Raw genomic sequence first — 22220 nt, 5'->3', positions numbered from 1 at the left:
TACGTCCAGCAATCTCGCTGGATTCTAGGGGAGGGTCAACGCATGCGCCGCGAGGCAGTCAGGGTCGTACGTCTTGTCATTGCGGGTGCGTTATCGTGCGCCACCGCCGCATGGGCCCAAAGCCCCCCGCCCTCGACGCCGCCCGCCCCGGCCCCGGCCGCCGCCAGCACTGCTGGCGCGCCGGTAGCGCCCGCGGTGCCGGTGGATATTCCGTTTGCATCGCCGCACGCGGCATTCGTTCGCACGCCCAGCGCACCTACGGCCTGGGGCGGCCCGCGAACGGGTAGTGAAGCGACGCTCTCCGACCGGGTGGTGTCCTACCGCATCCAGGCCAAGCTGGATCCGGACAAGCACGCCGTCGATGGCCAGCAGCAGATGACCTGGCGTAACCGCAGCGATCGCCCGGTATCGGCCGTATTCCTGCACCTCTACCTCAACGCGTTCGAAAACGAAGGCAGCACCTTTTTCACCGAACGCGAGGTGCTGGCGCCGGGCGGCGATACGCGTGGCGTGGGCAAGGTAAAGAAGGGCGAGTGGGGTTACATCGACCTGCAACACGTCGAGCAGGATGGCGCGACGCTCAAGTGGCGGTTCGTGCATCCCGACAACGGCCCCGCCACCGACCACACGGTGGTCCGTGTCGACCTGGCGCAGCCGGTCCCGGCCGGCGGTAGCGTCACCCTCGACATGGCCTTCCATAGCCAGCTGCCGCGAGTGATTGAGCGCACCGGCTACGTCGGCAACTTCAACCTGGTCGCGCAGTGGTTCCCGAAGATCGGCGTGCTGGAACTGCCGGGTGAACGTGGCGCCACCGAGCCGCGCTGGAACGTTCACGAGTTCCACTTCAACAGCGAGTTCTTCGCCGACTTCGGCGAGTTCGATGTGCGCATGACCGCGCCCAAGGCGTATACCGTGGCTGCGGTAGGTGAACAGCAGGGTGATCCGGTGCCGGAAGGCAATGACCTCACCTGGCACTTCATCCAGGGCGATGTGCACGATTTCGCGTGGATGGCCGCACCGGGCTTCAAGAGCATCGAAACCACCTGGAACGGCCCGGGCAGCCCGGCCGTCAAGGTGAAGGTGGTGTACCCGCCTGAGTACGAGGTGGACGCGAAGCCGGTGCTCAAGGCCACCACCGATTCGCTCACCTATTTTTCAAACACGCTGGGTCCGTACCCGTACAAGACGGTCACCGCCGTTGTCCCGCCGTTCAATGCGAGCGAGGCGGGCGGCATGGAATACCCGACCTTCTTCACCGCCGATTACGACAAGGGCTACAAGCCGGGTGTGCTGTCGGAATGGCTGATCGATTTCGTCACCATCCATGAGTTCGGCCACGGCTATTTCTACGGTCTGCTCGCGTCCAATGAATTCGAAGAGCCGATGCTGGACGAGGGCCTGAACGAGTATTGGGACGACCGCATGCTGCGCGAGCGCAAGCAGCAGGTGTGGCTCACCAAGCCCATCTGGCAGTTTTTCGGCGTGCAGCCGCCGATCGGTGTCTTCGAGCTAGAGCGCATGATCGCGACGCTCTCGCACCCAGGCGATCCGCTTGGCCAGAACTCGTGGGACCGGCTCTCGAGCCAGCAATACAACACCGTCTACTCGCGTACGGCCACGGCCATGCACGACCTGGAGGAGCGGCTCGGCAAGGATGTCACCGAGAAGGCGTTCCGCCAGTACTACGCGACCTGGCATTTCCGCCACCCTGGCATCGCTGATCTGCAGGCGTCGCTTGCCGAGGTGTCCGGCAAGCCCGATGTAGTGGCTCAGGTGTTCGACCAGTACGTCTACGGCACCGATCGCATCGACGATCAGGTCAAGTCGATCACGAGCGAAGAAGTGTTGCCGCTGGCCGGGGTTTCGACGAAGGACGGCAAACGCGTCGAGCTGTCCAGCGAGGACAACGACGAGGCGATCGAAAAACAGCGCGATGCGTGGGAAAAGGCCCACCCGGATGCAAAGAAGGGCACGGGCCCGTTCCCCTACCGCACCATCGTGACGGTATGGCGCGACGGCGCGCCGGTACCGCAGGTGTTGAAGGTCACCTTCGCCGATGACTCGGTGGAAACCGTGCACTGGAACGACCAGCGCCGCTGGGCGCGCTTCGAATTCACCAAGCCGGTGAAGGCGACGTCGGCCGAGCTCGATCCCGAACAGAAGATCTTCCTCGACAGTAACAAGCTCAACGACAGCCGCACGGTGGAAGCCAATCATGCCGCCACGCGTCGCTGGACATCGGATTTCGCCGCCCTGTTCCAGGGCATCTACAGCCTGCTGGTGACCCTATGAACGGCCAAGTGAAACGCTCTGCTTTTGCCGCGCTGGGCGGCGGTGCCCTGGGTGGCCTGCAGTGGCGGATCCTGCTGTTGTGGATCCTGGTGACACTGTTGCCAACCCTGGTGGTGGCGCTGCCGCTTTGGGCGACGCTCGATAAGCTGCTCGGATACAACGTGCATGCGGAGAGCTACGCCGCGCACTTCAATGGCCTGATGTTCGGCGACGTGTTTGGCAGCCTGCAGCGGGATAACCCGTGGACGGGCATGGCGTTCATCGCAGGCGTCCTGTTGACCCTGGCGGTGTCGCCGTTCCTCACCGGCATGGTGGTGGCGGGTGGCCGCGCGGGCAGGGCGTTGAGTTTCGGCGCGTTGCTGCAGGGCGGTGCCACGGAATACGGACGTATGCTTCGGCTGCTGCTCTTGTCGCTGGTGCCGTATGCGTTGTTTGCGATGGCGATGCACGGCTTCCAGTCGTTCGCGGATGACAAGGCGGATGCGGCGGTGCTGGAGAGCAGTGCGGATACGTGGGCGCATCTTGCGCTGGCCTTTACGTTGCTGGTGTTCGTGATCGTGCAGTGCGTGGTGGAGTCGGCGCGCGCGGCGTATATCGCGGATATCACGTTGCGTTCGGCGTTCCGTGCACTGGGTCGCGGCTTTATGCAGTTCGTGCGTCGTCCGTTTGCGACGTTGCTGGTGTATCTGGTGATTACGCTGGTGGGTGCGGTCCTGGCGGTGTTGATTGCGTCGTGGCGTGGTCATACGACGGCGGTGGGGACGGGTACCTGGGTGGCGTTTGCGATCGTGCAGTTGGGTGTGGTGGTGGTGGCGTGGATGCGGACGGCGCGTTTGCTGGCGCTGTCGCGCCTGGCGAACGTGAATGCCCATCGCCGCCGGCGCACCGATTTCGCCCCGGCGCTTTAAGCGAAAAGGCCGCGAGCAATCGCGGCCTTTTTTGTTTGCCCGCTCGATACGGCTCGCCTTCGGCTTCGCGTTGGGCTGGCTCGGCTTTCGCCATCGCGCTAGCGCTCGGACGTGGTCGCAGGAGAGCCCTCGGCGCCCACCCTCGCTGCTCAGACAGGTCCTCGTCGTTCGAAAAGGAGTGCCGCTGACGCGGCAAATGTACTTATTGCCCTACGGGCGCGAACCGGTCGCCGGGCGGGGGTTTGAAACTCGCCATCCTGGCTCGGTTTCAAACGAGCGGCCATCCATGGCCGCTCCCGCCTACGGCGGCTGTTCCCGCCCGTCGCCCTCGCCTGCGAAACTCGCCTCGAGGGTGGGCGCCGAGGACTCTCCGAGGCACTGAGGGCGTGTGATGGGAGAGCCGGCACCACGGTCGTGGCGGCCGGCCTTATCGCCCGAGGTACAAACCCACCGACGTGCCCGCGACGTTCCCGTAGGAGCCCACCCTGTGGGCGACGCCGTTCGCGGCACATTCCGGATCTTGCGGCGCTTGGCTCTTGATCGATCGTGCCGTACGACAGGGCCTGAGCGTTGCGGCGAAAGATGTCGCCCACAGGGTGGGCTCCTACGATTGCGGTTGCGGTGTCAGGCGGTGGCTTTCCGACCGATCAACCTCAGTGTGTCCGAGAGCCCACGGCGCAATCCTCGCCCGTAGGAGCCCACCCTGTGGGCGACGCCGTTCGCGGCAGACCGCGGGTCTTGCGGCGTCTGGCCCTTGATCGATCATGCCGTACGACAGGGCCTGGGCGCTGAGGCGAAAGATGTCGCCCACAGGGTGGGCTCCTACGGCCGTTTGGCAGGTGTGGGGCGCCGCGAGGTCGGCCGTGTTGCCGGCGGTGGCTTTCCCATCGATCAGCCTCAGTGTGTCCGAGAGGCCTTGGCGCCCACCCTCGAGGCGAGTTGTCGGAGACGAGGCGGGCGGACGGGAACAGCCGCCACAGGCGGGGCCGGCCATGGATGGCCGGTCGTTTGAAACCGAGCCATGGATGGCGAGTTTCAAACCCCCGTCCGCACGCCGGTTCGCGCCCGTAGGGCAATAAGTACATGGCCCCGGAGGGGCATCCTTTTCGAACGTTGGAGACTTGTCTGAGCAGCGAGGGTGGGCGCCAAGGGCTCTTTCCGGAGACGTCCGAGCACTAACGCGATGGCCAAAGGCCGAGCAACGCGAAGCCGAAGGCGAGCCCTGTCGACAGCGCACAAAAAACCCGGCACATAGCCGGGTTCATTGATGAAGCGTGCCGAGCAGGAGCGCTTAGCTCGCGCGGCGGACTTCGCGGTGGGGCGGGTAGTAGGCGAACAGGTGCGTCGCGCCGCCCAGGAAATCGATATTGTCGATGTGCTCGCCGCCCAGGCGTTCAGCCACATGATCCGACGCCTCGTTACCGATGCGCACCAGGCTGATCACGCGCTGCGCGTGCATCTCGTTCCACGCAAAATCCAGGATCGCCGTACCCGCCTCGGTCGCATAGCCATGGTGGCGGTGCTCCGGCTTCAGCATCCAGCCCAGTTCCAGATCGGGCCAGCCCTCCGGCTTCATCAAGCCAGCACGGCCGATGAACTCGCCTGACTCTTTCAGTTCGATCGCCCACATGCCACAGCCACGAAGCGCCCAGTGGCCAAGCAGCATGGCCATCGAACGCCACGCATTCATGCGGTCCAAAGGCTGGCCGTCACCGATCCAGCGCGTACTTTCGGCGTCCGCCAGCATGTTGGCGTAATCGTCGAAATGGCGTTCGGTGAGTGCGGTGAGCCGCAAGCGCGGCGTTTCCAGAACGGGGATATCTGCAGTTGCCATCGAGGTGACCAGAAGTTTCAACCGAGCAGCGTAGCCAACGCGTGAGTGCTCTCACGGAGGCTTTCCTGCCAGGACAAGCCGGTTATTTTCTCACCAGTTTCGCCATCGGCAAAGTCCTCAACCTGCCCTGGCGCAAGGAGGTGGCGATAATCCACTGTAATTTCAGTGCCTTGAGGGAGATCCTTCGCAGCAAAGATAAAGCCCAGATGCCACAGTCCGGTGGGGCTGAAACTGTGGTTTACGTAGCATTCGTCCGGCCAGTCGGGGGAAAGCGTGTAGCGATCCTCGAACCAGCGGGCGGCGGCGTAGAGATCCGGCGAGGCCTGGATGTCGGCCCACGGGTAGGTGCGGTCGATGGTGTCGGGCGCGGTGACGATGCGGCCTGCGGCCACGAATTCGTCGACAAAAAGGCCCTTGCCGGCCCCTTGGATGGTCGACGCGGCGATACGGTAACGCGGAAGGATCATTGGATCTTCTTCGCCCCAGTTCCGTGCCACGGCCCCCCGGCCAGGCATGGGGCGCGAGTGTAGCGCGTTGGGCGCAGAGTGGAAGGGCCGCCTTGCGGGCGGCCCCTGCTGATTAGCCTTCGTCGTCGGCCGCGGCTGCCTTCCTGGCCTTGGTGGCCTTGGCGGTGCGGGCTTTCGGGGCGGCCTTGCCGTCATCCACCTGGATGGCATCGCGGTTGCGTTCGATCAGCGAGGCGCCGATGCCCTTCACCTCGGTGAGCTGGTCGGCGGAGGTGAACGGGCCGTTTGCCTCGCGCCAGGCAACGATGGCCTGCGCTTTGGCAAGGCCCACGCCGTCAAGTGACTGGGCGAGGACGGTGGCGTCGGCGGTGTTTACGTTGACCGGGGTGGCGGCGAAGGCGGGCGCTGCGATGAGCGCGGCGGCGAGGAACAGGTGGCGAGGTGACATGTGCAGCTCCTTGGGTTGGGGCGCCAGATGGCGCGTGGACACTGTGCGTCGCGCTGCGTTCCGCGCTTAGCAGTGCCCGGCGCCAGCCTCTGTGCGGGTTGGCGGTCTCCCCGTGTAGGCGCAGGCCCACAGGTCCGAGCCTCGGGGCGCGCGCTGTTACAATCGGCCTTTGCCCCACCGAACAAGGCGCGCCATGGATACCTCCCGCATTACCTCCTTCGTCAGCGGCCTGTGGGATACGGAAATCGTCCCGCAGCTCATGGACTACATCCGCATCCCCAACAAGTCCCCGATGTTCGATGCGCAGTGGCGCGAGCACGGCTACATGGACCAGGCGGTGAAGCTCATGGAGGACTGGGCGCGTTCGAAGCTCCCGGCACTGGAAGGCGCGAGCCTTGAGGTAGTGCGCCTGGAAGGCCGCACGCCGTTGATCTACATCGACGTGCCCGCCCAGGGCGTCACGGGCAACGGCACCGACGAGACGGTTGTGCTGTACGGGCATCTCGACAAGCAGCCGGAAATGACGGGTTGGGCCGACGACCTCGGTCCGTGGACCCCGGTGCTGAAGGGCGACAAGCTCTACGGTCGTGGTGGCGCGGATGATGGCTATGCGATCTTCGGTTCGCTGGCCGCGCTGCTCGCGCTGCGCGACCAGGGCGTGCCGCATGCGCGCTGCGTGATCATGATCGAGGCCTGTGAAGAATCGGGCAGCTACGACCTGCCGTACTACGTCGACCACCTGGCCGACCGCATCGGCAACCCCGCCCTCGTGGTGTGCCTGGATTCCGGCTGCGGTAACTATGACCAGCTCTGGCTGACCACCTCGTTGCGTGGCATGACGGGCGGCAACCTGACCGTGCAGGTGCTGGAAGAGGGCGTGCACTCGGGCGATGCCTCGGGCGTGGTGCCGTCCAGCTTCCGCATCCTGCGTGACCTGCTTAGCCGCCTGGAAGACCAGGAGACCGGCAAGATCATCCCGAAGGAGCTCTACGTCGAGATCCCGGAGCAGCGCAAGGATCAGGCGCGCAAGTCGGCCGACGTGCTCGGCACGGCGATCTACGACAAGTTCCCGTTCGTCGAGGGCATGAAGCCGACCACCGATGACCTGACCGAGCTGGTGCTCAACCGCACGTGGCGTCCGCAGCTGTCGGTGACGGGCGTGGGCGGCATGCCGCCGCTCGAGAGCGCCGGCAACGTGCTCCGCCCGAAGACCTCGGTGAAGCTCAGCCTGCGTGTGCCGCCCACGCTCAACGGCGCCGAGGCGGGCAAGTTCCTCAAGCAGCTGCTCGAGAAGGATCCGCCGTACGGTGCAAAGGTGAGCTTCGCCCTGGAGAAGGATGGCAGCGGCTGGAATGCGCCGGCCCTGTCGCCGTGGCTCGAGGAGACCGTGGCCCAGGCGTCGCAGGACTACTACGGTCAGCCGGCGGCTTACATGGGCGAGGGTGGCAGCATCCCGTTCATGGGCATGCTGGGCGAGAAGTTCCCGCAGGCGCAGTTCCTGATCACCGGCGTGCTGGGCCCGCACTCCAACGCGCATGGCCCCAACGAGTTCCTGCACATCCCGACGGGTAAGCGCGTGAGCATGGTGGTGGCCAACGTGGTCGCTCGCCACTTCCAGGAAGCTTCGAAGGCATGACGGCCGACCTGACCACGCTCGCCGGCCGCCTGGCAGCCGTGCGGGCGGGGATCGACGCGGCCTGCCATGCGGCAGGCCGTGATCCGGCCGAGGTGACCCTGCTGCCGGTCAGCAAGACCTTCGGCGCGGACGTGGTGGCGGAAGCGGCGGGGCTTGGCCTGCGCCGCTTCGGCGAGAACAAAGTGCAGGAGATCCAGGCCAAGGCCACCGAACTGGCCTCGCTGGGCCTCGACTGGGTCGTGATCGGCCACCTGCAGACGAACAAGGCCAAGGTCGTGGCGGCCCTGGCCAGTGAGGTCCAGTCGCTGGACCGGCTCGACCTCGCCGTGGCGCTGGACAAGGCGCTGCAGGCCCAGGGCAGGGGCATCGATGTGCTCGTCCAGCTGAAGACCTCCGCCGAGGACAGCAAGACGGGCCTGCCCCCGGGCGAGCTCCTGGGCTTCCTCGATCAGCTCAAAGCGTTCCATTCACTTCGGGTGCGCGGCCTGATGACCATCGCCGAACACAGCGACGACGAGGCCGTGGTCAGGGCTAATTTCCGTGCGCTGTATCAGTGCCGGAACAGCGCGCAAGATGCGGGCCATCCGTTGGTGCGCCTGTCGATGGGGATGAGTGGCGACTACGCCCTGGCGATCGCCGAAGGCAGTACCGAAGTGCGTATTGGCAGCTCGATATTCGGTGCACGTAATTACAAAACTGACTCGGTCAGTTAATCGAATGTGACCTGCGACACTAAAGTTAGCTGAATTGCGGACGATCACTTATGTGAAGCAAGTGCTTCAATCCGTTCAGGATTGTCGTAAAGGATCCGTAATATTTTGGCGAATCGTCACAATATTTCCTAGGAATGGCGATTTTTAACTTTATGCCAACAACCGGGCTAATCGGGTTTGCTAACTTCACCACTCGTTCACGGTCGTCTCACCTAAACGGCGGCTTAACTCCACGATGAACAGGCCTTCTCGCTCATGCAATTCAAGCGACTGACCGCTCTCGCGTTAGCTACCTGCTGTATCGCCGCCGTTACACCCGCCATCGCCGACACCGTTCAGGCCCCGCAGGGTCTTGACCAGTCCGCGACGCTGCTCCTCACCGATCTTCCGGTCTTCGCCCCGGCCAATGGCCTGGCGCAGTCCATCGTCCCGGATGCCTCGACCTTCGCGCCCAAGCCGGCTGCCACGGTCGCTTCGGCCCAGGACACGCAGGAAGCCGATGCGGTCGATTCGGACGATGACGACGACAGCCTCGTCGCCGCCGCCACCGCCAAGCTCGCCGGCCACGTCGATGGCCACGCCCGCGAAGCGCTCCTGTCGTTCGCGATGAAGCTCCGCGATATCCGTTACCACCGCGGTGGCCGTACCCCGACCGCCGGCTTCGATTGCAGCGGCTTCGTCCGCTATGTGTTCGCCAAGAGCATTGGCCTCGACCTGCCGACCAACTCCGCCAGCCAGTTCCTGGCCGGCCTGTCGGTCAAGCGCACCGAAATGAAGACGGGCGACCTGGTGTTCTTCCGCACCCGCGGCAAGGCCATCTCGCATGTCGGCATCTACATCGACAACGGCCAGTTCATCCACTCCCCGTCGGCTGGCAAGACGGTTCGAGTGGATAGCCTCAACGAGGCCTACTGGTCCAAGCACTTCGCGGGCGCCAAGCGTCCCGAAGGTATCGCCAAGATCTGACGGGTCCCTTCAACGACTTTTCCGAAACGGCATGCCACGGCATGCCGTTTTTTTTAGCGCGGCAGAAAACCGCCGGCGATGAGCCACTGCTCCAGCAATGCGGGCCACAAGCGTAGCGACGGTTGCCTGCCACCGAGTCCCGTTCCATGCACGCCTTTCTCGAAGACATGTAGCTCCGCCGGCACACCGGCGCGCTTCAGCGCGAGGAAGTATTCCACGCTGCCTTCGACCGGAATCGAGGTGTCATCGGCCGTGTGGTAGATGAAGGTCGGCGGCGTCGCCGCGGTGATATGCAGGGCGGGCGTGTAGCGTTTCAGGTAGGCAGGCGTGCACGTAGAGGCGGGGATGCCAAGTGAAGGGCAGTACGCCAGGCCACCTTGCTGCGCCTTGTCGAACATCGAGAACGCGGGATACCCGAGGATCACGAAGTCGGGGCGAGGACTTTGCCGCGCGATCGCATCGTCGGGGCCGCCGGGAACAACGGCCGCCTCGGTTTCGAGCACGGCACCGAGATGACCGCCGGCGGAGAATCCGATGAACCCGATCTTGCGGGGCTCGACCTTGTAGCTGGCCGCGTTGGCGCGGATGTACTGCACGGCCCGCTGCGCGTCCATGAGCGGCACCGGGAGCGGGTACTTGCCGCCTAACCGGTAACGCAGCACGAAGACCGTGACACCACGGGTGGCGAACCAGTCCGCGACTTCGCGGCCTTCCAGGTCGCCCGCCAGCCCGCGGTACGCCCCGCCGGGCGCCACGATCACGGCCGTGCCATTGGGTTCGCCGAACGGCGGGAAGACGGTGAGGGTCGGGATGTCCTCGAGACCGCTGCCTTTGGCGCCCGGTGGCGTCTGGTACAGCCGCACCGTGGAGAGATGCAGCATGGGGTCGCCCACGGGTGTCGCGGTCTGTGCGGCCGCCGTGGCGCCATAGAACAGGGCGCAGGCGGCGATGAGGCGGGCTTTCACGTAAGGTGATCCTTGCAGTGGTCAGCCTGACCGACCTTAGCCAAACGCCTGTAAAATGGCGACCCCATGCGCAAATCCCCATCGACACCCAGCTTCGGCCTCGCCCGGACACTCTCCAAACGCGGCATCTGTTCGCGAAGCCAGGCCGAAAAGCTGGCGCGCGAGGGTAGGGTGCGCGTGGACGGAAAGGTCGTACGCGATCCTGAATTCCGTATCCGCGGCCCTGAGCGCATCGATATTGAAGGTGCGGGTGCAGCGGAAGCGGCGGCACCGGTCTATCTGGTGATGAACAAGCCGCGTGGCATCGTCGTATCCGCATCCGACGAGCGAGGGCGGGATACCGTCTACTCGTTGCTGGAGGGCGCCGGGCTGCCTTGGCTGGGTCCCGTGGGGCGGCTGGACAAGGCCAGCGAGGGTTTGCTGCTGCTATCCAATGACACCGTGTGGGCGGCCGGCATTACGGATCCGGCGACGCATGTGCCGAAGACTTACCACGTTCAGGTCGCCGGCCATCCTGATGAGAACACCATCGAGGCGATGCTGAAGGGCGTGGTTGATGAAGGCGAGCCGCTGCGTGCCGGCGCCGCTGCGCTGCTGCGCCAGGGCGAGAAGAACGCGTGGCTTGAGGTCACGCTGGATGAGGGCCGTAACCGGCACATTCGCCGCCTGATGCAGGTGCTTGGCTTCGATGTGCAGCGCCTGGTGCGCGTCGCTATCGGCGAACTGCCGCTGGGCGAGCTGCCGAAGGGGCAGTGGCGCCACCTCACCGATAGCGAAGTCGCCGCACTACGCCGCCGCTAACCCGGTAGGAGCCCACCCTGTGGGCGACATCTTTCGCCAAAGCGCTACAGGCCCTGCAGCTCTTCCGCGAACGGCGTCGCCCACAGGGTGGGCTCCTACCATGGGCAGGGCATCAGCCCTTGAGAACGCCCAGCTTCTTGCCGACCTTGGTGAACGCGGCGATCGCCTTGTCGAGGTGCTCACGCGTGTGCGCGGCGCTCATCTGCGTGCGGATGCGCGCCTTGTCCTTCGGCACCACCGGGAAGAAGAAGCCGGTGACGTAGATGCCTTCCTCAAGCAGTTCAGCCGCCATGGCCTGGGCCTGCTTCGCGTCGTAGATCATCACCGGGACGATCGGGTGCACGCCCGGGCGGATGTCAAAACCGGCTTCGGCCATCTTCTCGCGGAAATACGCGGTGTTGGCCTTGACCTTGTCACGAAGGTCGCCTGCGGCGGCGAGCATGTCGAACACCTTGCTACCTGCAGCGACGACGTGTGGGGGCAGCGAGTTCGAGAACAGGTACGGGCGCGAACGCTGGCGCAGCATCTCGATCACTTCCTTGCGGCCGGTGGTGAAGCCACCGAGCGCACCGCCCAGGGCCTTGCCCAGGGTGCCGGTGAAGATATCGATCTTGTCGAGCACGCCATGGTATTCAGCCGAACCGCGGCCGGTATCGCCGAGGAAGCCGGTGCAATGGCACTCATCGATATGGACGAGGGCGTTGTACTTCTTCGCCAGCGCGGTGATTTCATCGAGCGGGGCGATGAAGCCGTCCATCGAGAACGCGCCATCGGTGGTGATCAGCTTCGTGCGTGCACCGGCGGCATCGGCGGCCTGCAGCTGGGCTTCCAGGTCGGCCATGTCGCAGTTGTTATAGCGGAAGCGCTTGGCCTTGCACAGGCGGATGCCGTCGATGATCGACGCGTGGTTCAGCGCATCGGAAATGATGGCGTCTTCCTCGCCCAGCAACGGCTCGAACAGGCCACCGTTGGCATCGAAGCAGGCGGCGTAAAGGATCGTATCCTCAGTGCCGAAGAAGCTGGCGATCTTGGCCTCGAGCTCCTTGTGCAGGTCCTGCGTACCGCAGATGAAGCGCACGCTGGCCATGCCGAAGCCGTGGGTGTCCAGCGCGTCCTTGGCGGCGGCGATCACCTCGGGGTGGTCGGCCAGGCCCAGGTAGTTGTTCGCGCAGAAGTTGAGCACCTTGCGGCCGCCCTCGAGCTCGATCTCGGCGGACTGCGGCGACACGATGATGCGCTCGGCCTTGAACAGGCCCTGCTCACGGATGGCGTCGAGCTCGGCGGCGAGGCGTTCCTGGGCGGGATAGGACATGGGACGGGTACCGGGACGGGGGAAATCCCGATTCTACCCCGTGTGGCCGTTGTAGGAGCGCGCTTGCGCGCGATCAAGTTGCGAAGCGGTGTGGCAAGCACCCATCGCGCGCAAGCGCGCTCTTACAGGGGCGCTTTTAGTGCAGGCCGAAGTCCACCCGGGTGGTCTTTCCGCCGTCGTCGATGCCTTTGGGGTCGAGCTTGGGTGCCACGACGAAGACGCGCTTGTCATCCACCTTGCCCTGTAGCCACTGGCGCACCGCGTTGGCCCGGCGTTCGGCCAGGTGGCGCAGCGCGTCGGCATCCACCGGCATGTTGGTCTCCATCAGCGTGCGCATTTCCTCGGGCGGCTGCGATTTGGTCAGGCCGATGATGTTCTTCGGCTTGGGGAAATCCGCGTGGCGGTAGGCCCGTTCGAGGTACTTGTCCTGCTGCTCCTGGGTGGGCGGCGTGGTGTCGTCGCCCTTATCGTTCACCTGTTCCTGATGGATGAGGTCATCGACCATGACCTTGCGCAGGCCGCTTTCATCCTTGCTCGTATCGATGCGCCCCACGATATCCAGGCTGATCGAGGGCTTGTTGTTGAGTACCTTCACCAGCTCGCCAAGCTTGGTTTCCGACGCCGGATCTAGCACGGCAGAGCCAGGGGCGAACTCTACGTAACCGAGATCTTCGCGGCCGCCGCCTGCTGACGCGAGCAGGCGGAAGGGCGAGGTCACGGCCTTCACGATGAGGTTGCCGATGGCGCGCCAGATGAGGCCGCCCACGCTGAAATGCGGATCGTCGAGCGAGCCGGTCACCGGCACATGGACGTCGATACGGCCTTCGCTATCGCGCAGCAATGCCACCGCGAGCTTCACCGGAAGGTGGCTGATCCCCGGCCCTTCGATGCGGTCGCCGAAGGTGAGCTGGTCGATGAAGATGTGGTTATCGGCATTGAGCTTGCGCTGGTCGAGCGTGTAGTGGACATCGACGTTTAGCCGTCCGCGCGTGATCGGATAGCCCGCGTAGTGTCCGGAGTACGGCGAGAGGTTGGTGAGCTGGATGCCCTCGGCCTTGGCGGTGATATCGAGGAAGGCGACAGGCGCGAGCGGGTTGATCGTGCCGTCGATATTCACCGGCGCGTTGCCATCGAGCTGGCCTTCGAGGGTGAGCGCCGCCGGTGGCTCACCGCCGGCCGTGCCGAACGCGCCGATCTTGCCAGTGAGGTCCATGACATCGGCCGTGTAGTTCGGCTTGATGAAGTTATCGGTGTAGTTGAGGTGGCCCTTGGTCAGCGTGATCTGGCCGATGCGGATGTCGGCGGCGGGGCCTTCGGCGGCAGGTACGGGTACCGGCTCGTCCGCCTTCTTCGGCGCGGGATTGGCCTGGGCCTGGGTCACCGATACGGCGCCAGGCTGTTCCGGGCTCGCGACAACATCCTGCACGTTCAGGCGCCCGGTGGCGTTGATGATCACGCGGGCATAGAAGTCATCGAGCGCGAGGCCGCCGATGGCGATGCGCGGCGTGCCTTCGCCCATGGCGACCGTCATGTTCGTGGCGCTGAGCGAATTCCAGCGCAGGAAATCGTCGTTGGTGAGCTTGTCCTGGATACGCACCCGGCCGAGCGTGGCTCGTCCGCGGTAACCCACGCGCGGGCTGTCCTTGCCGCGGTCGGCGTAGCGTACGTCACCGTCGAGGCTGAGCAGGCCGCTCGCCACGGTCACGTTGAGCGGTACGGTGACGAGGTTCTGCAACGGGGCGACGTTGAGACGGGTGCTCGTCACCTTGAGTTCCGCCTCGAGCGGCTGCGGCTTCACCGTGCCGGCCACGGCGAACGTGCCATCGCCAAGCCCACCCTTCAGGTCCAGGCGGATCGGCTTGCGCATATCGTCGGAAAGGCCGTCGATGTTGAATGCCGTAGCGGTCAGGCTGATCGCGTTGCGCTTGCCCGGAGCCTTCACATCGCGCAGGGCGACCTTGCCGTCACTCAGCCCCAGGTGGGCCACGCTCCACTGCCAGCCCTTGCCTGCCGGGTGGGCGGCGCTCGCGTTGGCCGGGAGCAGGTTGAGAATGTCGAAATTGCCGTTGGCCAGCTTCTGCACATCAAGGGACAGGCCGTCGAGGAGCAGCGCATCGACACGCGCTTCGCTGGTCGCCATATCGACATACGCGATCGTGGCGGTGAGCGACTTCCACGTGATCGGCGAGGCTCGGCCGTTATGGGGTACGAGGTTGAAGCCATCCAGCCGCGCTTTGGCCTGCTCAAGGCGTACCGTGGCGGTGTCGTGCCAATCGGCCTTCAGCGTGCCGTCCGCAGTGAAGCTTCCGCCCGTGATATCCGCGGGGAGCAGGGGAGGCGTGAGCGGCATCAACGGCGCGAGCGATACGTCCTTGAACGCGACGTGGCCGTTATAACGGCTGCCGGCCAGATCAAAACTCCCCTTCGTCGCCAGCGAGCCACCCGCAAGACCGGCGGAGACGTCGAGCGCCGCAGGCGGTGCCTTCACCGTACTGAGCCCGCGCAGGCTGCCGTTGAGCTTGTCCAGGGTGAGGTGGGCGGGCGCGGGGGCCGCAAGGTCGGCGTAGTCGACCTTCGCGTTGACCAGGGTTAGCGCGTCGATGCGCACATCCATGGGGGCCGCTTTCGGGTCGGGCTTGGCGTTGCCGCTGGTGAGGGCATCGAAGTTGCTCTTGCCACCGGGCAGGCGGGCGTAGCGGAGTGCCGCATCCTTCAGCGTGATCGCGCCCAACCGGTAACGCGAGGTCATGGGGTCGAGGACACCGAGGTCGGCATCAGCGCGGCCGATCTCAAGCAGGGCGCCACCATCCTTCCCCGTGACCTTGAGCCCGTCGAGGGCCAGCTGCCCCTTCACCCGAATGGACGGCTGTTTCTCGCCCATCACGAAGTTGACGGTGGCAACGCCCGACAGTTTGCCGCCTGGTACGGCGACCGGGAGCGGGGTGGGTGCGAAGCCGACGTACCGCGGCAGCTCGAGTTGGTCGAGATGGAAGGTGATATCCGATTCGCGACTGTTGGCGAAGGGTTTGGTCTGGCCTTGCACCTTCAGGGGGCTACCGTCGACGTTCATGGCCAGCAGCGGCTGCACGAAGATGTCGGTATCGCTGGGCAGGCTGGCGATGAAGGGGATGCCGAGTTCGAGGTGGTCCACCCGGTGCGTCGCGTCGGTAACCCGGTCGTCGAAATCGATCTGCCCGTCGTGGATCGCGATGTTGGAGAGGGCGAAACGCGCGGGGCCGCTATCGGGTGCGGCAGGCTGCGCGGCGAAGCGTTCGATGATGTCGGTGAAGTTGAAGCGCTGCGGCGCGCTGCGCTGGATATGCACGCGTGGGCTATCGATCCGCACTTCGTCGAGGATCGGTGCCAGGCGGAAGACGGATGCCCATGACGCGTCGGCGGTGACTTGGCCGATATCGACGAAGGCCGTCTTTCCGTCCGCTTCGGCGATATGCAGGCGCTCGAGCCGGAGGCGCAGGGAGAAGGGGTTGAGGTGGACATCGCCCACGGTCACCTGGCGGCCAAGGGCCGCGCTGGCGCGGGAGGCGATCTGGGAGCGGATCAGCGAAGGCGCGGCGAGGAAGCCGAGCAGGCCGAAGAGGACGAGGAAGATCACCAGGCCCAGGGCGATGCGCCGGGCCCGGCGGGAGCGGTAGGTGGAGACGGCGCGGTCGCGCACGTCCCTCCACGGCAGGCTCCGCCAGCTTCTGCGAGTGTCCATACCATCACCCCTTTTCGCGCGTTACCCCCGGCGTGAAGTGTACTCGGGGATAAGCGCGGGAGGAGGCTTTTGTAGGAGCGCGCTTGCGCGCTCCTACAGGGGCGGGCCCGGCTAAATCAGGTCCAGCTGCAGACGACCTTGCCGCAGACGCCGGCGTCCATCAGGTCGAAGCCCTTCTGGAAGTCGTCGATGGCGATCTGGTGGGTGAGCACCTTCTGCAGCGGGAAGCCGGTGAGCACCATCTGGGTCATCTTGTACCAGGTCTCGTACATCTTGCGGCCGTAGATACCCTGCAGGGTGAGGCCCTTGAAGATGACCTTGTCCCAGTCGATGCCCGCACCGCGCGGCATGATGCCGAGCATGGCCACCTTGCCGCCGTGGTACATGCACTCGAGCATGTCGTTGAAGGCGCGCGGGTTGCCGCTCATCTCCAGGCCCACGTCGAAGCCTTCGATATGCAGGTCCTTGACCACGTCCTTCAGCGACTGGTTGGCCACGTTCACCACGCGGGTGGCGCCCATGTCGGCGGCCAGCTTCAGGCGGTAATCGTTGACGTCGGTGACCACCACGTTGCGGGCGCCCACGTGCTTGGCGATACCCGCGGCGATGATGCCGATCGGGCCGGCGCCGGTGATCAGCACGTCTTCACCGATCAGGTCGAATTCGAGCGCGCAGTGCGCCGCGTTGCCGTACGGGTCGAAGAAGGCGGCCAGCTCGGAAGGGATCTGGTCGGGGATCGGCCACAGGTTCGAGGCCGGCATGGTCATGTATTCAGCGAACGCGCCATTGCGGTTCACGCCGATGCCCACGGTGTTCGGGCACAGGTGCTGGCGGCCGGCACGGCAGTTACGGCAGTGGCCGCACACGATGTGGCCCTCCGCCGAGACACGGTCGCCGATCTTGTAGCCGGTGACGCCCGGGCCAATCTCCGCGATGCGGCCGACGAACTCGTGGCCGATGGTCAGGCCCGGCTTGATCGTGCGCTGGGACCACTCGTCCCACTTATAGATGTGCAGATCGGTACCGCAGATCGCGGTTTTCTCGATCTTGATCAGCACCTCGTTCGGACCCGGGGTCGGGACCGGCACTTCTTCCATCCAGATGCCCTGTTCGGGGTTGCGCTTCACCAGCGCCTTCATCGTCTGCTGCATGGGATCTCGGCTTTCGTGGGGAGGGGCCGCGGGGGCGGACCAAACCACCATTATAGGCCGCGGCAGGTAGCTTGGCTTGTGCGCCGCGGCATTGCCACGGGCCGTTCCCGGCCTCTAGGGTGGGCCAGCTTTGGAAACCTCAGGGGCAAGTGAGACGATGCGAATCCGTACGGTAATGCTGGGAGCCGCCATGGCATTGGCGCTGGAAGCGAAGGCTGACGAGGGGATGTGGATGCCCTCGCAGCTGCCTTCGATTGCGAAAAACCTCAAGGCTGCGGGCTATCGCGGGGACGCGGCGGACCTCGCCGACCTGACGAAGGCGCCCCTGAACGCGGTGGTCCGCGTCGGCGGTGGCACCGGCTCGTTCGTCTCACCGGACGGCTTGCTGGTCACCAACCACCACGTGGCTTTCGGCGTCATCCAGTACAACTCGAAGCCGGATCGCGACCTGATCACCAACGGCTACGTCGCCCCGGACCGCGCGGGCGAGCTGCCAGCCAACCCGGACTACCGGGCGCGGGTCACTGTCGGGTTCGACAAGGTTACCGACCGGATCCTGGCGGGCGCGAAGGGCAAGACGGGCAGGGCGTACTACGACGCGATCGATGCCGCCTCCAAGGCGCTCGTGGCAGAGTGCGAGAAGGAGGCCGGGACGAAATGTAGCGTGGCCACCATGTTCTACGGCCGCGACTTCTACCTGGTGAAGCAGCTGGAACTGCGCGACATCCGCCTGGTCTATGCGCCGCCGCGCGCCATCGGCAATTACGGCGACGAAACCGACAACTTCATGTGGCCGCGCCACGCCGGTGATTTCACCATCCTGCGCGCTTATGTGGGCCCGGATGGCAAGCCGGCCGATTACTCCCCGGACAACAAGCCCTACCACCCGCCGTCCCACCTGCAGATCGCGAGCGAAGGCGTGGCGGAAGGGGATTTCGTGATGCTGGCGGGTTACCCGGGCATCACCTACCGCCACCGCACCGCCGCCGAATTCGCGGATCAGGTGCAGTGGCGCCTGCCGACCTCGGTGGCCGTGCTCAAGGGCCTGCAGGACGTGATCGAGACCCAGGGCAAGGCCGATAAGGACGCGGCTATCCGCTATGCCTCGCAGTTGCAGTCGCTGAAGAACGGCATCAAGCGCTTCAGTGGCGAGCTCGAGGGCCTGGAGCGCAGCGATGCCGTTGCCACCCGTCGGGACGACGAGGCCGCCATGCTGGCCTGGCTGGCGACCCAGTCCGATGCGAAGACGCTGAGGCCGCAGATCGACCAGGTCATGGCGCTGATCGCGCAGGGCAAGGACGTGCGCGAGCGCGACCTGCTGACCGGCCTGCTTTCATCGCAGACCCAGCTCATGCGCGGCGCGCTCAACGTCGACCGCCTGGCGGTCGAGCGGCCAAAGGACGATGCCGCCCGGGAAAGCGGCTACCAGAAGCGCGACGAGGAACTGATCCAGAGCCAGCTCAAGCAGATCCAGCGCCGCTATGACGCGACGGTGGAGAAGGCGCTCGTCACGTCGCTGCTTACCCGCTACCAGGCGTTGCCGGAGGCCCAGCACGTGGCCGAAGTGGACAAGGTGTTCGGCACCACGCCTGCGGCCTTGGCCAAGGCGCTGGATGCGATCTACGGCGCTACGAAGTTCAGCGATGAAGCCGAACGTAACCGGCTGTTCGCAGCATCGCCTGCCGAAGTGGAGAAAAGCACGGATGCCCTGATGGTCGCGGCGCGTACGTTACGCCCGGGCCTGCTGCGTATCGAAGAAGAGAAGAAGGGCCGCGATGGCGACCTGCTGCGCCTGCGCCCGGCCTATATGGAGGCGCTCATCGCCTACCGCGAAAAGCAGGGCAAGGCCGTGTATCCGGATGCCAACTCCACGCTCCGCGTGAGCTACGGCAAGGTCACGCCGCTGGTTGCCCGCGATGCGGTTACCTACGCACCGCTCACGACGGTGCAGGGGATCGTGGAGAAGAACACCGGCAAGGTCCCGTTCGATGCGCCGAAGCCGCTGCTGGATGCCATCAAGAAGGGCGACTTCACCGGCTACGCCGACCCGAAGACGGGTGCCATGCCGGTTGATTTTCTCTCCAACCTCGACACCACGGGCGGTAACTCCGGCTCCCCGGTGCTCAACGCGAAGGGCGAACTGGTCGGCCTGAATTTCGACAGCAACTGGGAAGCGGTGAGCGCGAGCTGGATGTACGACCCGCGCTACAAGCGCGCCATCCATGTGGACATGCGCTACATGCGCTGGCTGATGGACAAGGTGTACCCCTCACCGGCGCTGTTGAAAGAACTGGGCGTCCCGGCGCGCTGACGACCACCGCGCGCGACGCCCCCCATGACCTTCGGCACATATCGCCGGAGGGTCATCCCCTGCAATTGTTATGTTGTAACGTTTCTCAGGAGATCACCCCATGCGTCGCCTCGCCCTGGCCGCGGCCCTCGCCGCCGGCCTCGTTCCTGCCGCCCATGCTGTTGAAGGCATGTGGCAGCCCGCTCAGCTGCCGAAGATCGCCGGCACGCTCAAGCAGCACGGCCTGAAGCTCGACCCGGCCACGCTCACCGACCTGACCGCGTATCCGATGGGTGCCATTGTCAGCCTCGGCGGCTGCACCGCCTCGTTCGTCTCGTCGGATGGCCTCGTGGTCACGAACCACCATTGCGGGTACGGCGCGCTTCAGTACAACTCCACCAAGGAAAAGAACCTGATCGAGCAGGGCTTCCTGGCGAAGAACTTCGCTGAAGAGCTGCCCGGCTCGCCGGACATGCGGGTGTTTGTCACTGAGGAAATTCGGGACGTCACCAAGGACGTGAACGCGAAGCTCACCGCGGGGATGAGCGGCAAGCAGCGCTTCGATGCGATCGAGCTGGCGAAGAAAGAGCTGGTGAAAGCCTGCGAGAGCGACGGCTACCGCTGCGATGTCTATACGTTCCACGGCGGCTACAGCTACCAGCTGATCAAACAGCTCGAGATCAAGGATGTGCGCCTTGTCTACGCGCCGCCCGAGTCGATTGGCAAGTTCGGCGGCGATGTCGATAACTGGATGTGGCCGCGCCACACCGGTGATTTCAGCTACCTGCGTGCCTACGTCTCGAAGGACGGCAAGTCTGCGACGTATTCGAAGGACAACGTGCCGTACCACCCGAAGCACGTTATCAAGGTGAACGCCGACGGCCTGGAGGACGGTGACTACGTGATGGTCGTGGGCTACCCGGGCCGCACCAATCGCTACCGTCTCGCCCAGGAAGTGCAGGGCGCGATCAGCTGGACCTACCCGACCCAGATCAAGCTCTACCAGGAGCAGCTGGATACGATCGCGGCAAACGGCAAGACCAATCCCGACGTGACGGTGAAGTACGCCAGCCTCGTCGCGGGTCTGAACAACTACCTGAAGAACTTCGGTGGTCAGCTCGAAGGCCTGCGCCGCGCCGATGCCGTGGCGGTGAAGCAGAAGCAGGAAGCCGAACTGGATGCGTGGCTGAAGAAGCAGGGCGGGGCAGAGAACCAGGCCTTGCTCACCGACATCGCGACGCTCAAGACCAAGCTGAAAGAGGGTGAGGTGACGCGCGAGCGCGACGCCGATCTGGCCCTTGTCGCCCGTACCCAGCTGTTCTCGAGCGGCGTGCGCCTCGCTCGCCTCGCGCATGAACGCACCAAGCCGGATATGCAGCGCGACGCGGGTTACCAGGAGCGCGACGAGGTACGTATCGAAGGCGCCCTGAAGCAGATGGAGCGCCGTTACGATGCCACGACCGATCAGGCGCTGCTGACCAACGCCCTCGTGCATTACGTGAGCCTTCCCAAGGACCAGCGTCTGCCTTCACTGGACCAGTGGCTGGCTGGCGCGTCCACGCGCACGGCGATCGAAGCGAAGGTGGCTGCGCTCTACAAGGGCAGCAAACTCGGCGATACCACGGAGCGCCTCAAGTGGTTCAAGGCCGATGAAAAGGCCATCTCCGCCAGCAGTGACAGCATGCTGAAGCTGGCCACGGCGGTCCTCCCGGACCTGAAGAAGATCGAAGACGCGGACGACGCCCGCGATGGTGAACTCGCGAAGCTTCGCCCTCGCTACATGCAGGCGATCATCGCCTGGAAGGAATCGCAGGGCCTGCCGGTCTACCCGGACGCGAACAGCTCGCTGCGCGTGACCTTCGGTAACGTGCAGGGCGTGGCCCCGCGCGATGGCGTGGCCTATGCACCGTTCACCACGGCGCAGGGCATCGTCGAAAAGGACACGGGAGTCGAACCGTTCAACGCGCCGAAGGCCGAGACCGATGCGATCAAGGCAAAGGCCTTCGATGGCTACGCGTCGAAGAAGCAGGGCACCTTGCCGGTCGATTTCCTCGCCGATCTCGACATCACCGGCGGCAACTCCGGTTCGCCGGCGCTCGATGCGGAAGGCCGTCTCGTCGGTCTGGCTTTCGATGGCAACTGGGAGTCGGTAAGCGGCGACTGGCTGTTCAATCCGAAGCTCAACCGCTCGATCCAGGTGGACGTGCGCTACATGCTCTGGGTCATGCACCACCTCGACCATGCCGACAATCTGCTAAAGGAAATGGGCGTCCCAGCCAAATAGCCCTTGTAGGAGCGCGCTTGCGCGCGATCTAACCTGCGACAAAGCTCAAAGAAAAGCCGCCCACGGGCGGCTTTTTTTGTCGCCAACGCCTGCTCAGAAAAAAATAAGCTGCACCAACTTGATGAACGCAAGCGAGGCGCCCATCGAGGCAGCGAAGAACCCCGCCCCCGCCACCAGTGGATACCACCGAGATTCCGCGTGGATCTTCGACGTCTCCGCGATGAGCTTCATGATCTCCGCACGGATCTTTTCCCGGTCTTCTTCGTCGCGCGTCACGTCTCGTGTCTCATATACCGCTGCCATCAGCCCTCCGATCGTATCGACCCCATGTGTCCATGCAAATCCTGCCATGGCTTTGCTCGGGCGCGATGTAGGTGCATGGCGTGTCATTGTGTAGGGGCGGTTGTGGTCGCGATCGTTCTGACGGACCATGTG

Annotated in this window: 16 protein-coding genes; 8 read left to right on the top strand and 8 right to left on the bottom strand. The window is 64.8% G+C overall.

Features of this window, described 5'->3' with window-relative positions:
- The first annotated feature begins 42 nt into the window (after positions 1–42).
- Together L2Y96_RS15065 and L2Y96_RS15060 are read left to right on the top strand one after the other, a co-directional pair.
- Positions 43–2292, top strand: coding sequence for a M1 family metallopeptidase (locus tag L2Y96_RS15065; RefSeq protein WP_247327908.1), 2250 nt, complete (start codon positions 43–45; stop codon positions 2290–2292).
- 8 nt (positions 2293–2300) lie between these two features.
- Positions 2301–3200, top strand: a complete 900-nt coding sequence (locus tag L2Y96_RS15060) for a hypothetical protein (protein WP_247327904.1) — start codon at positions 2301–2303, stop codon at positions 3198–3200.
- 1291 nt (positions 3201–4491) lie between these two features.
- Here L2Y96_RS15060 and L2Y96_RS15055 read toward each other — a convergent pair.
- The 3 genes from L2Y96_RS15055 to L2Y96_RS15045 all read right to left on the bottom strand — a co-directional run bounded on the left by L2Y96_RS15055 (position 4492) and on the right by L2Y96_RS15045 (position 5949).
- Positions 4492–5034: a GNAT family N-acetyltransferase gene (locus tag L2Y96_RS15055; protein ID WP_247327902.1), complete on the bottom strand. Its 543-nt coding sequence runs from the start codon at positions 5032–5034 to the stop codon at positions 4492–4494.
- Between the two features lie 17 nt (positions 5035–5051).
- The gene (locus L2Y96_RS15050; RefSeq protein WP_247327899.1) at positions 5052–5501 is read right to left on the bottom strand and encodes an SET domain-containing protein; all 450 of its coding nucleotides are present in this window, start codon (positions 5499–5501) and stop codon (positions 5052–5054) included.
- A 112-nt stretch (positions 5502–5613) separates the two neighbouring features.
- Entirely contained in the window at positions 5614–5949 is a 336-nt protein-coding gene (locus L2Y96_RS15045; protein WP_247327897.1) for a ComEA family DNA-binding protein, read from the bottom strand.
- A 193-nt stretch (positions 5950–6142) separates the two neighbouring features.
- Between L2Y96_RS15045 and L2Y96_RS15040 the strand changes: the two genes are divergently transcribed.
- The 3 genes from L2Y96_RS15040 (at position 6143) to L2Y96_RS15030 (ending at position 9264) form a co-directional block, all read left to right on the top strand.
- Positions 6143–7585: a M20 family metallopeptidase gene (locus L2Y96_RS15040; protein WP_247327895.1), complete on the top strand. Its 1443-nt coding sequence runs from the start codon at positions 6143–6145 to the stop codon at positions 7583–7585.
- Entirely contained in the window at positions 7582–8298 is a 717-nt protein-coding gene (locus tag L2Y96_RS15035; protein ID WP_247327893.1) for a YggS family pyridoxal phosphate-dependent enzyme, read from the top strand. Before L2Y96_RS15040 ends, L2Y96_RS15035 begins: the two co-directional genes overlap by 4 nt.
- Before the next feature lie 255 nt (positions 8299–8553).
- Positions 8554–9264, top strand: a complete 711-nt coding sequence (locus L2Y96_RS15030; protein ID WP_247327891.1) for a C40 family peptidase — start codon at positions 8554–8556, stop codon at positions 9262–9264.
- A 53-nt stretch (positions 9265–9317) separates the two neighbouring features.
- Here L2Y96_RS15030 and L2Y96_RS15025 read toward each other — a convergent pair whose 3' ends face one another.
- A complete protein-coding gene (locus tag L2Y96_RS15025) occupies positions 9318–10229 on the bottom strand; it encodes an alpha/beta hydrolase (RefSeq protein WP_247327889.1) in 912 nt (303 codons plus the stop codon).
- 66 nt (positions 10230–10295) lie between these two features.
- Between L2Y96_RS15025 and L2Y96_RS15020 the strand changes: the two genes are divergently transcribed.
- Positions 10296–11030, top strand: coding sequence for a pseudouridine synthase (locus tag L2Y96_RS15020; RefSeq protein ID WP_247327887.1), 735 nt, complete (start codon positions 10296–10298; stop codon positions 11028–11030).
- Positions 11031–11142: 112 nt separating this feature from the next.
- Here L2Y96_RS15020 and kbl read toward each other — a convergent pair whose 3' ends face one another.
- The 3 genes from kbl to tdh form a co-directional block, all read right to left on the bottom strand.
- Complete coding sequence (gene kbl / locus L2Y96_RS15015; RefSeq protein ID WP_247327885.1) at positions 11143–12342, bottom strand: glycine C-acetyltransferase; 1200 nt, start codon at positions 12340–12342, stop codon at positions 11143–11145.
- Between the two features lie 136 nt (positions 12343–12478).
- On the bottom strand, positions 12479–16018 hold the full coding sequence (locus tag L2Y96_RS15010) for a DUF748 domain-containing protein (protein ID WP_247327883.1): 3540 nt from the start codon (positions 16016–16018) through the stop codon (positions 12479–12481).
- A gap of 158 nt (positions 16019–16176) precedes the next feature.
- Complete coding sequence (gene tdh / locus L2Y96_RS15005; RefSeq protein WP_247327881.1) at positions 16177–17211, bottom strand: L-threonine 3-dehydrogenase; 1035 nt, start codon at positions 17209–17211, stop codon at positions 16177–16179.
- 190 nt (positions 17212–17401) lie between these two features.
- Between tdh and L2Y96_RS15000 the strand changes: the two genes are divergently transcribed.
- Together L2Y96_RS15000 and L2Y96_RS14995 are read left to right on the top strand one after the other, a co-directional pair.
- Positions 17402–19522, top strand: coding sequence for a S46 family peptidase (locus L2Y96_RS15000; RefSeq protein WP_247327879.1), 2121 nt, complete (start codon positions 17402–17404; stop codon positions 19520–19522).
- A gap of 100 nt (positions 19523–19622) precedes the next feature.
- Positions 19623–21785: a S46 family peptidase gene (locus L2Y96_RS14995; protein ID WP_247327877.1), complete on the top strand. Its 2163-nt coding sequence runs from the start codon at positions 19623–19625 to the stop codon at positions 21783–21785.
- Between the two features lie 93 nt (positions 21786–21878).
- On the opposite strand, the gene L2Y96_RS14990 is transcribed toward L2Y96_RS14995, so the two are convergent.
- On the bottom strand, positions 21879–22217 hold the full coding sequence (locus tag L2Y96_RS14990; RefSeq protein WP_247327876.1) for a hypothetical protein: 339 nt from the start codon (positions 22215–22217) through the stop codon (positions 21879–21881).
- Between the last annotated feature and the right edge of the window lie 3 nt (positions 22218–22220).

It is taken from the genome of Luteibacter aegosomaticola (assembly GCF_023078475.1).
Classification (GTDB): Bacteria; Pseudomonadota; Gammaproteobacteria; order Xanthomonadales; family Rhodanobacteraceae; genus Luteibacter; species Luteibacter aegosomaticola.
The sequence above is the reverse complement of the archived record's forward strand: the minus strand, read 5'-3'. Positions and strand labels throughout refer to the sequence as shown.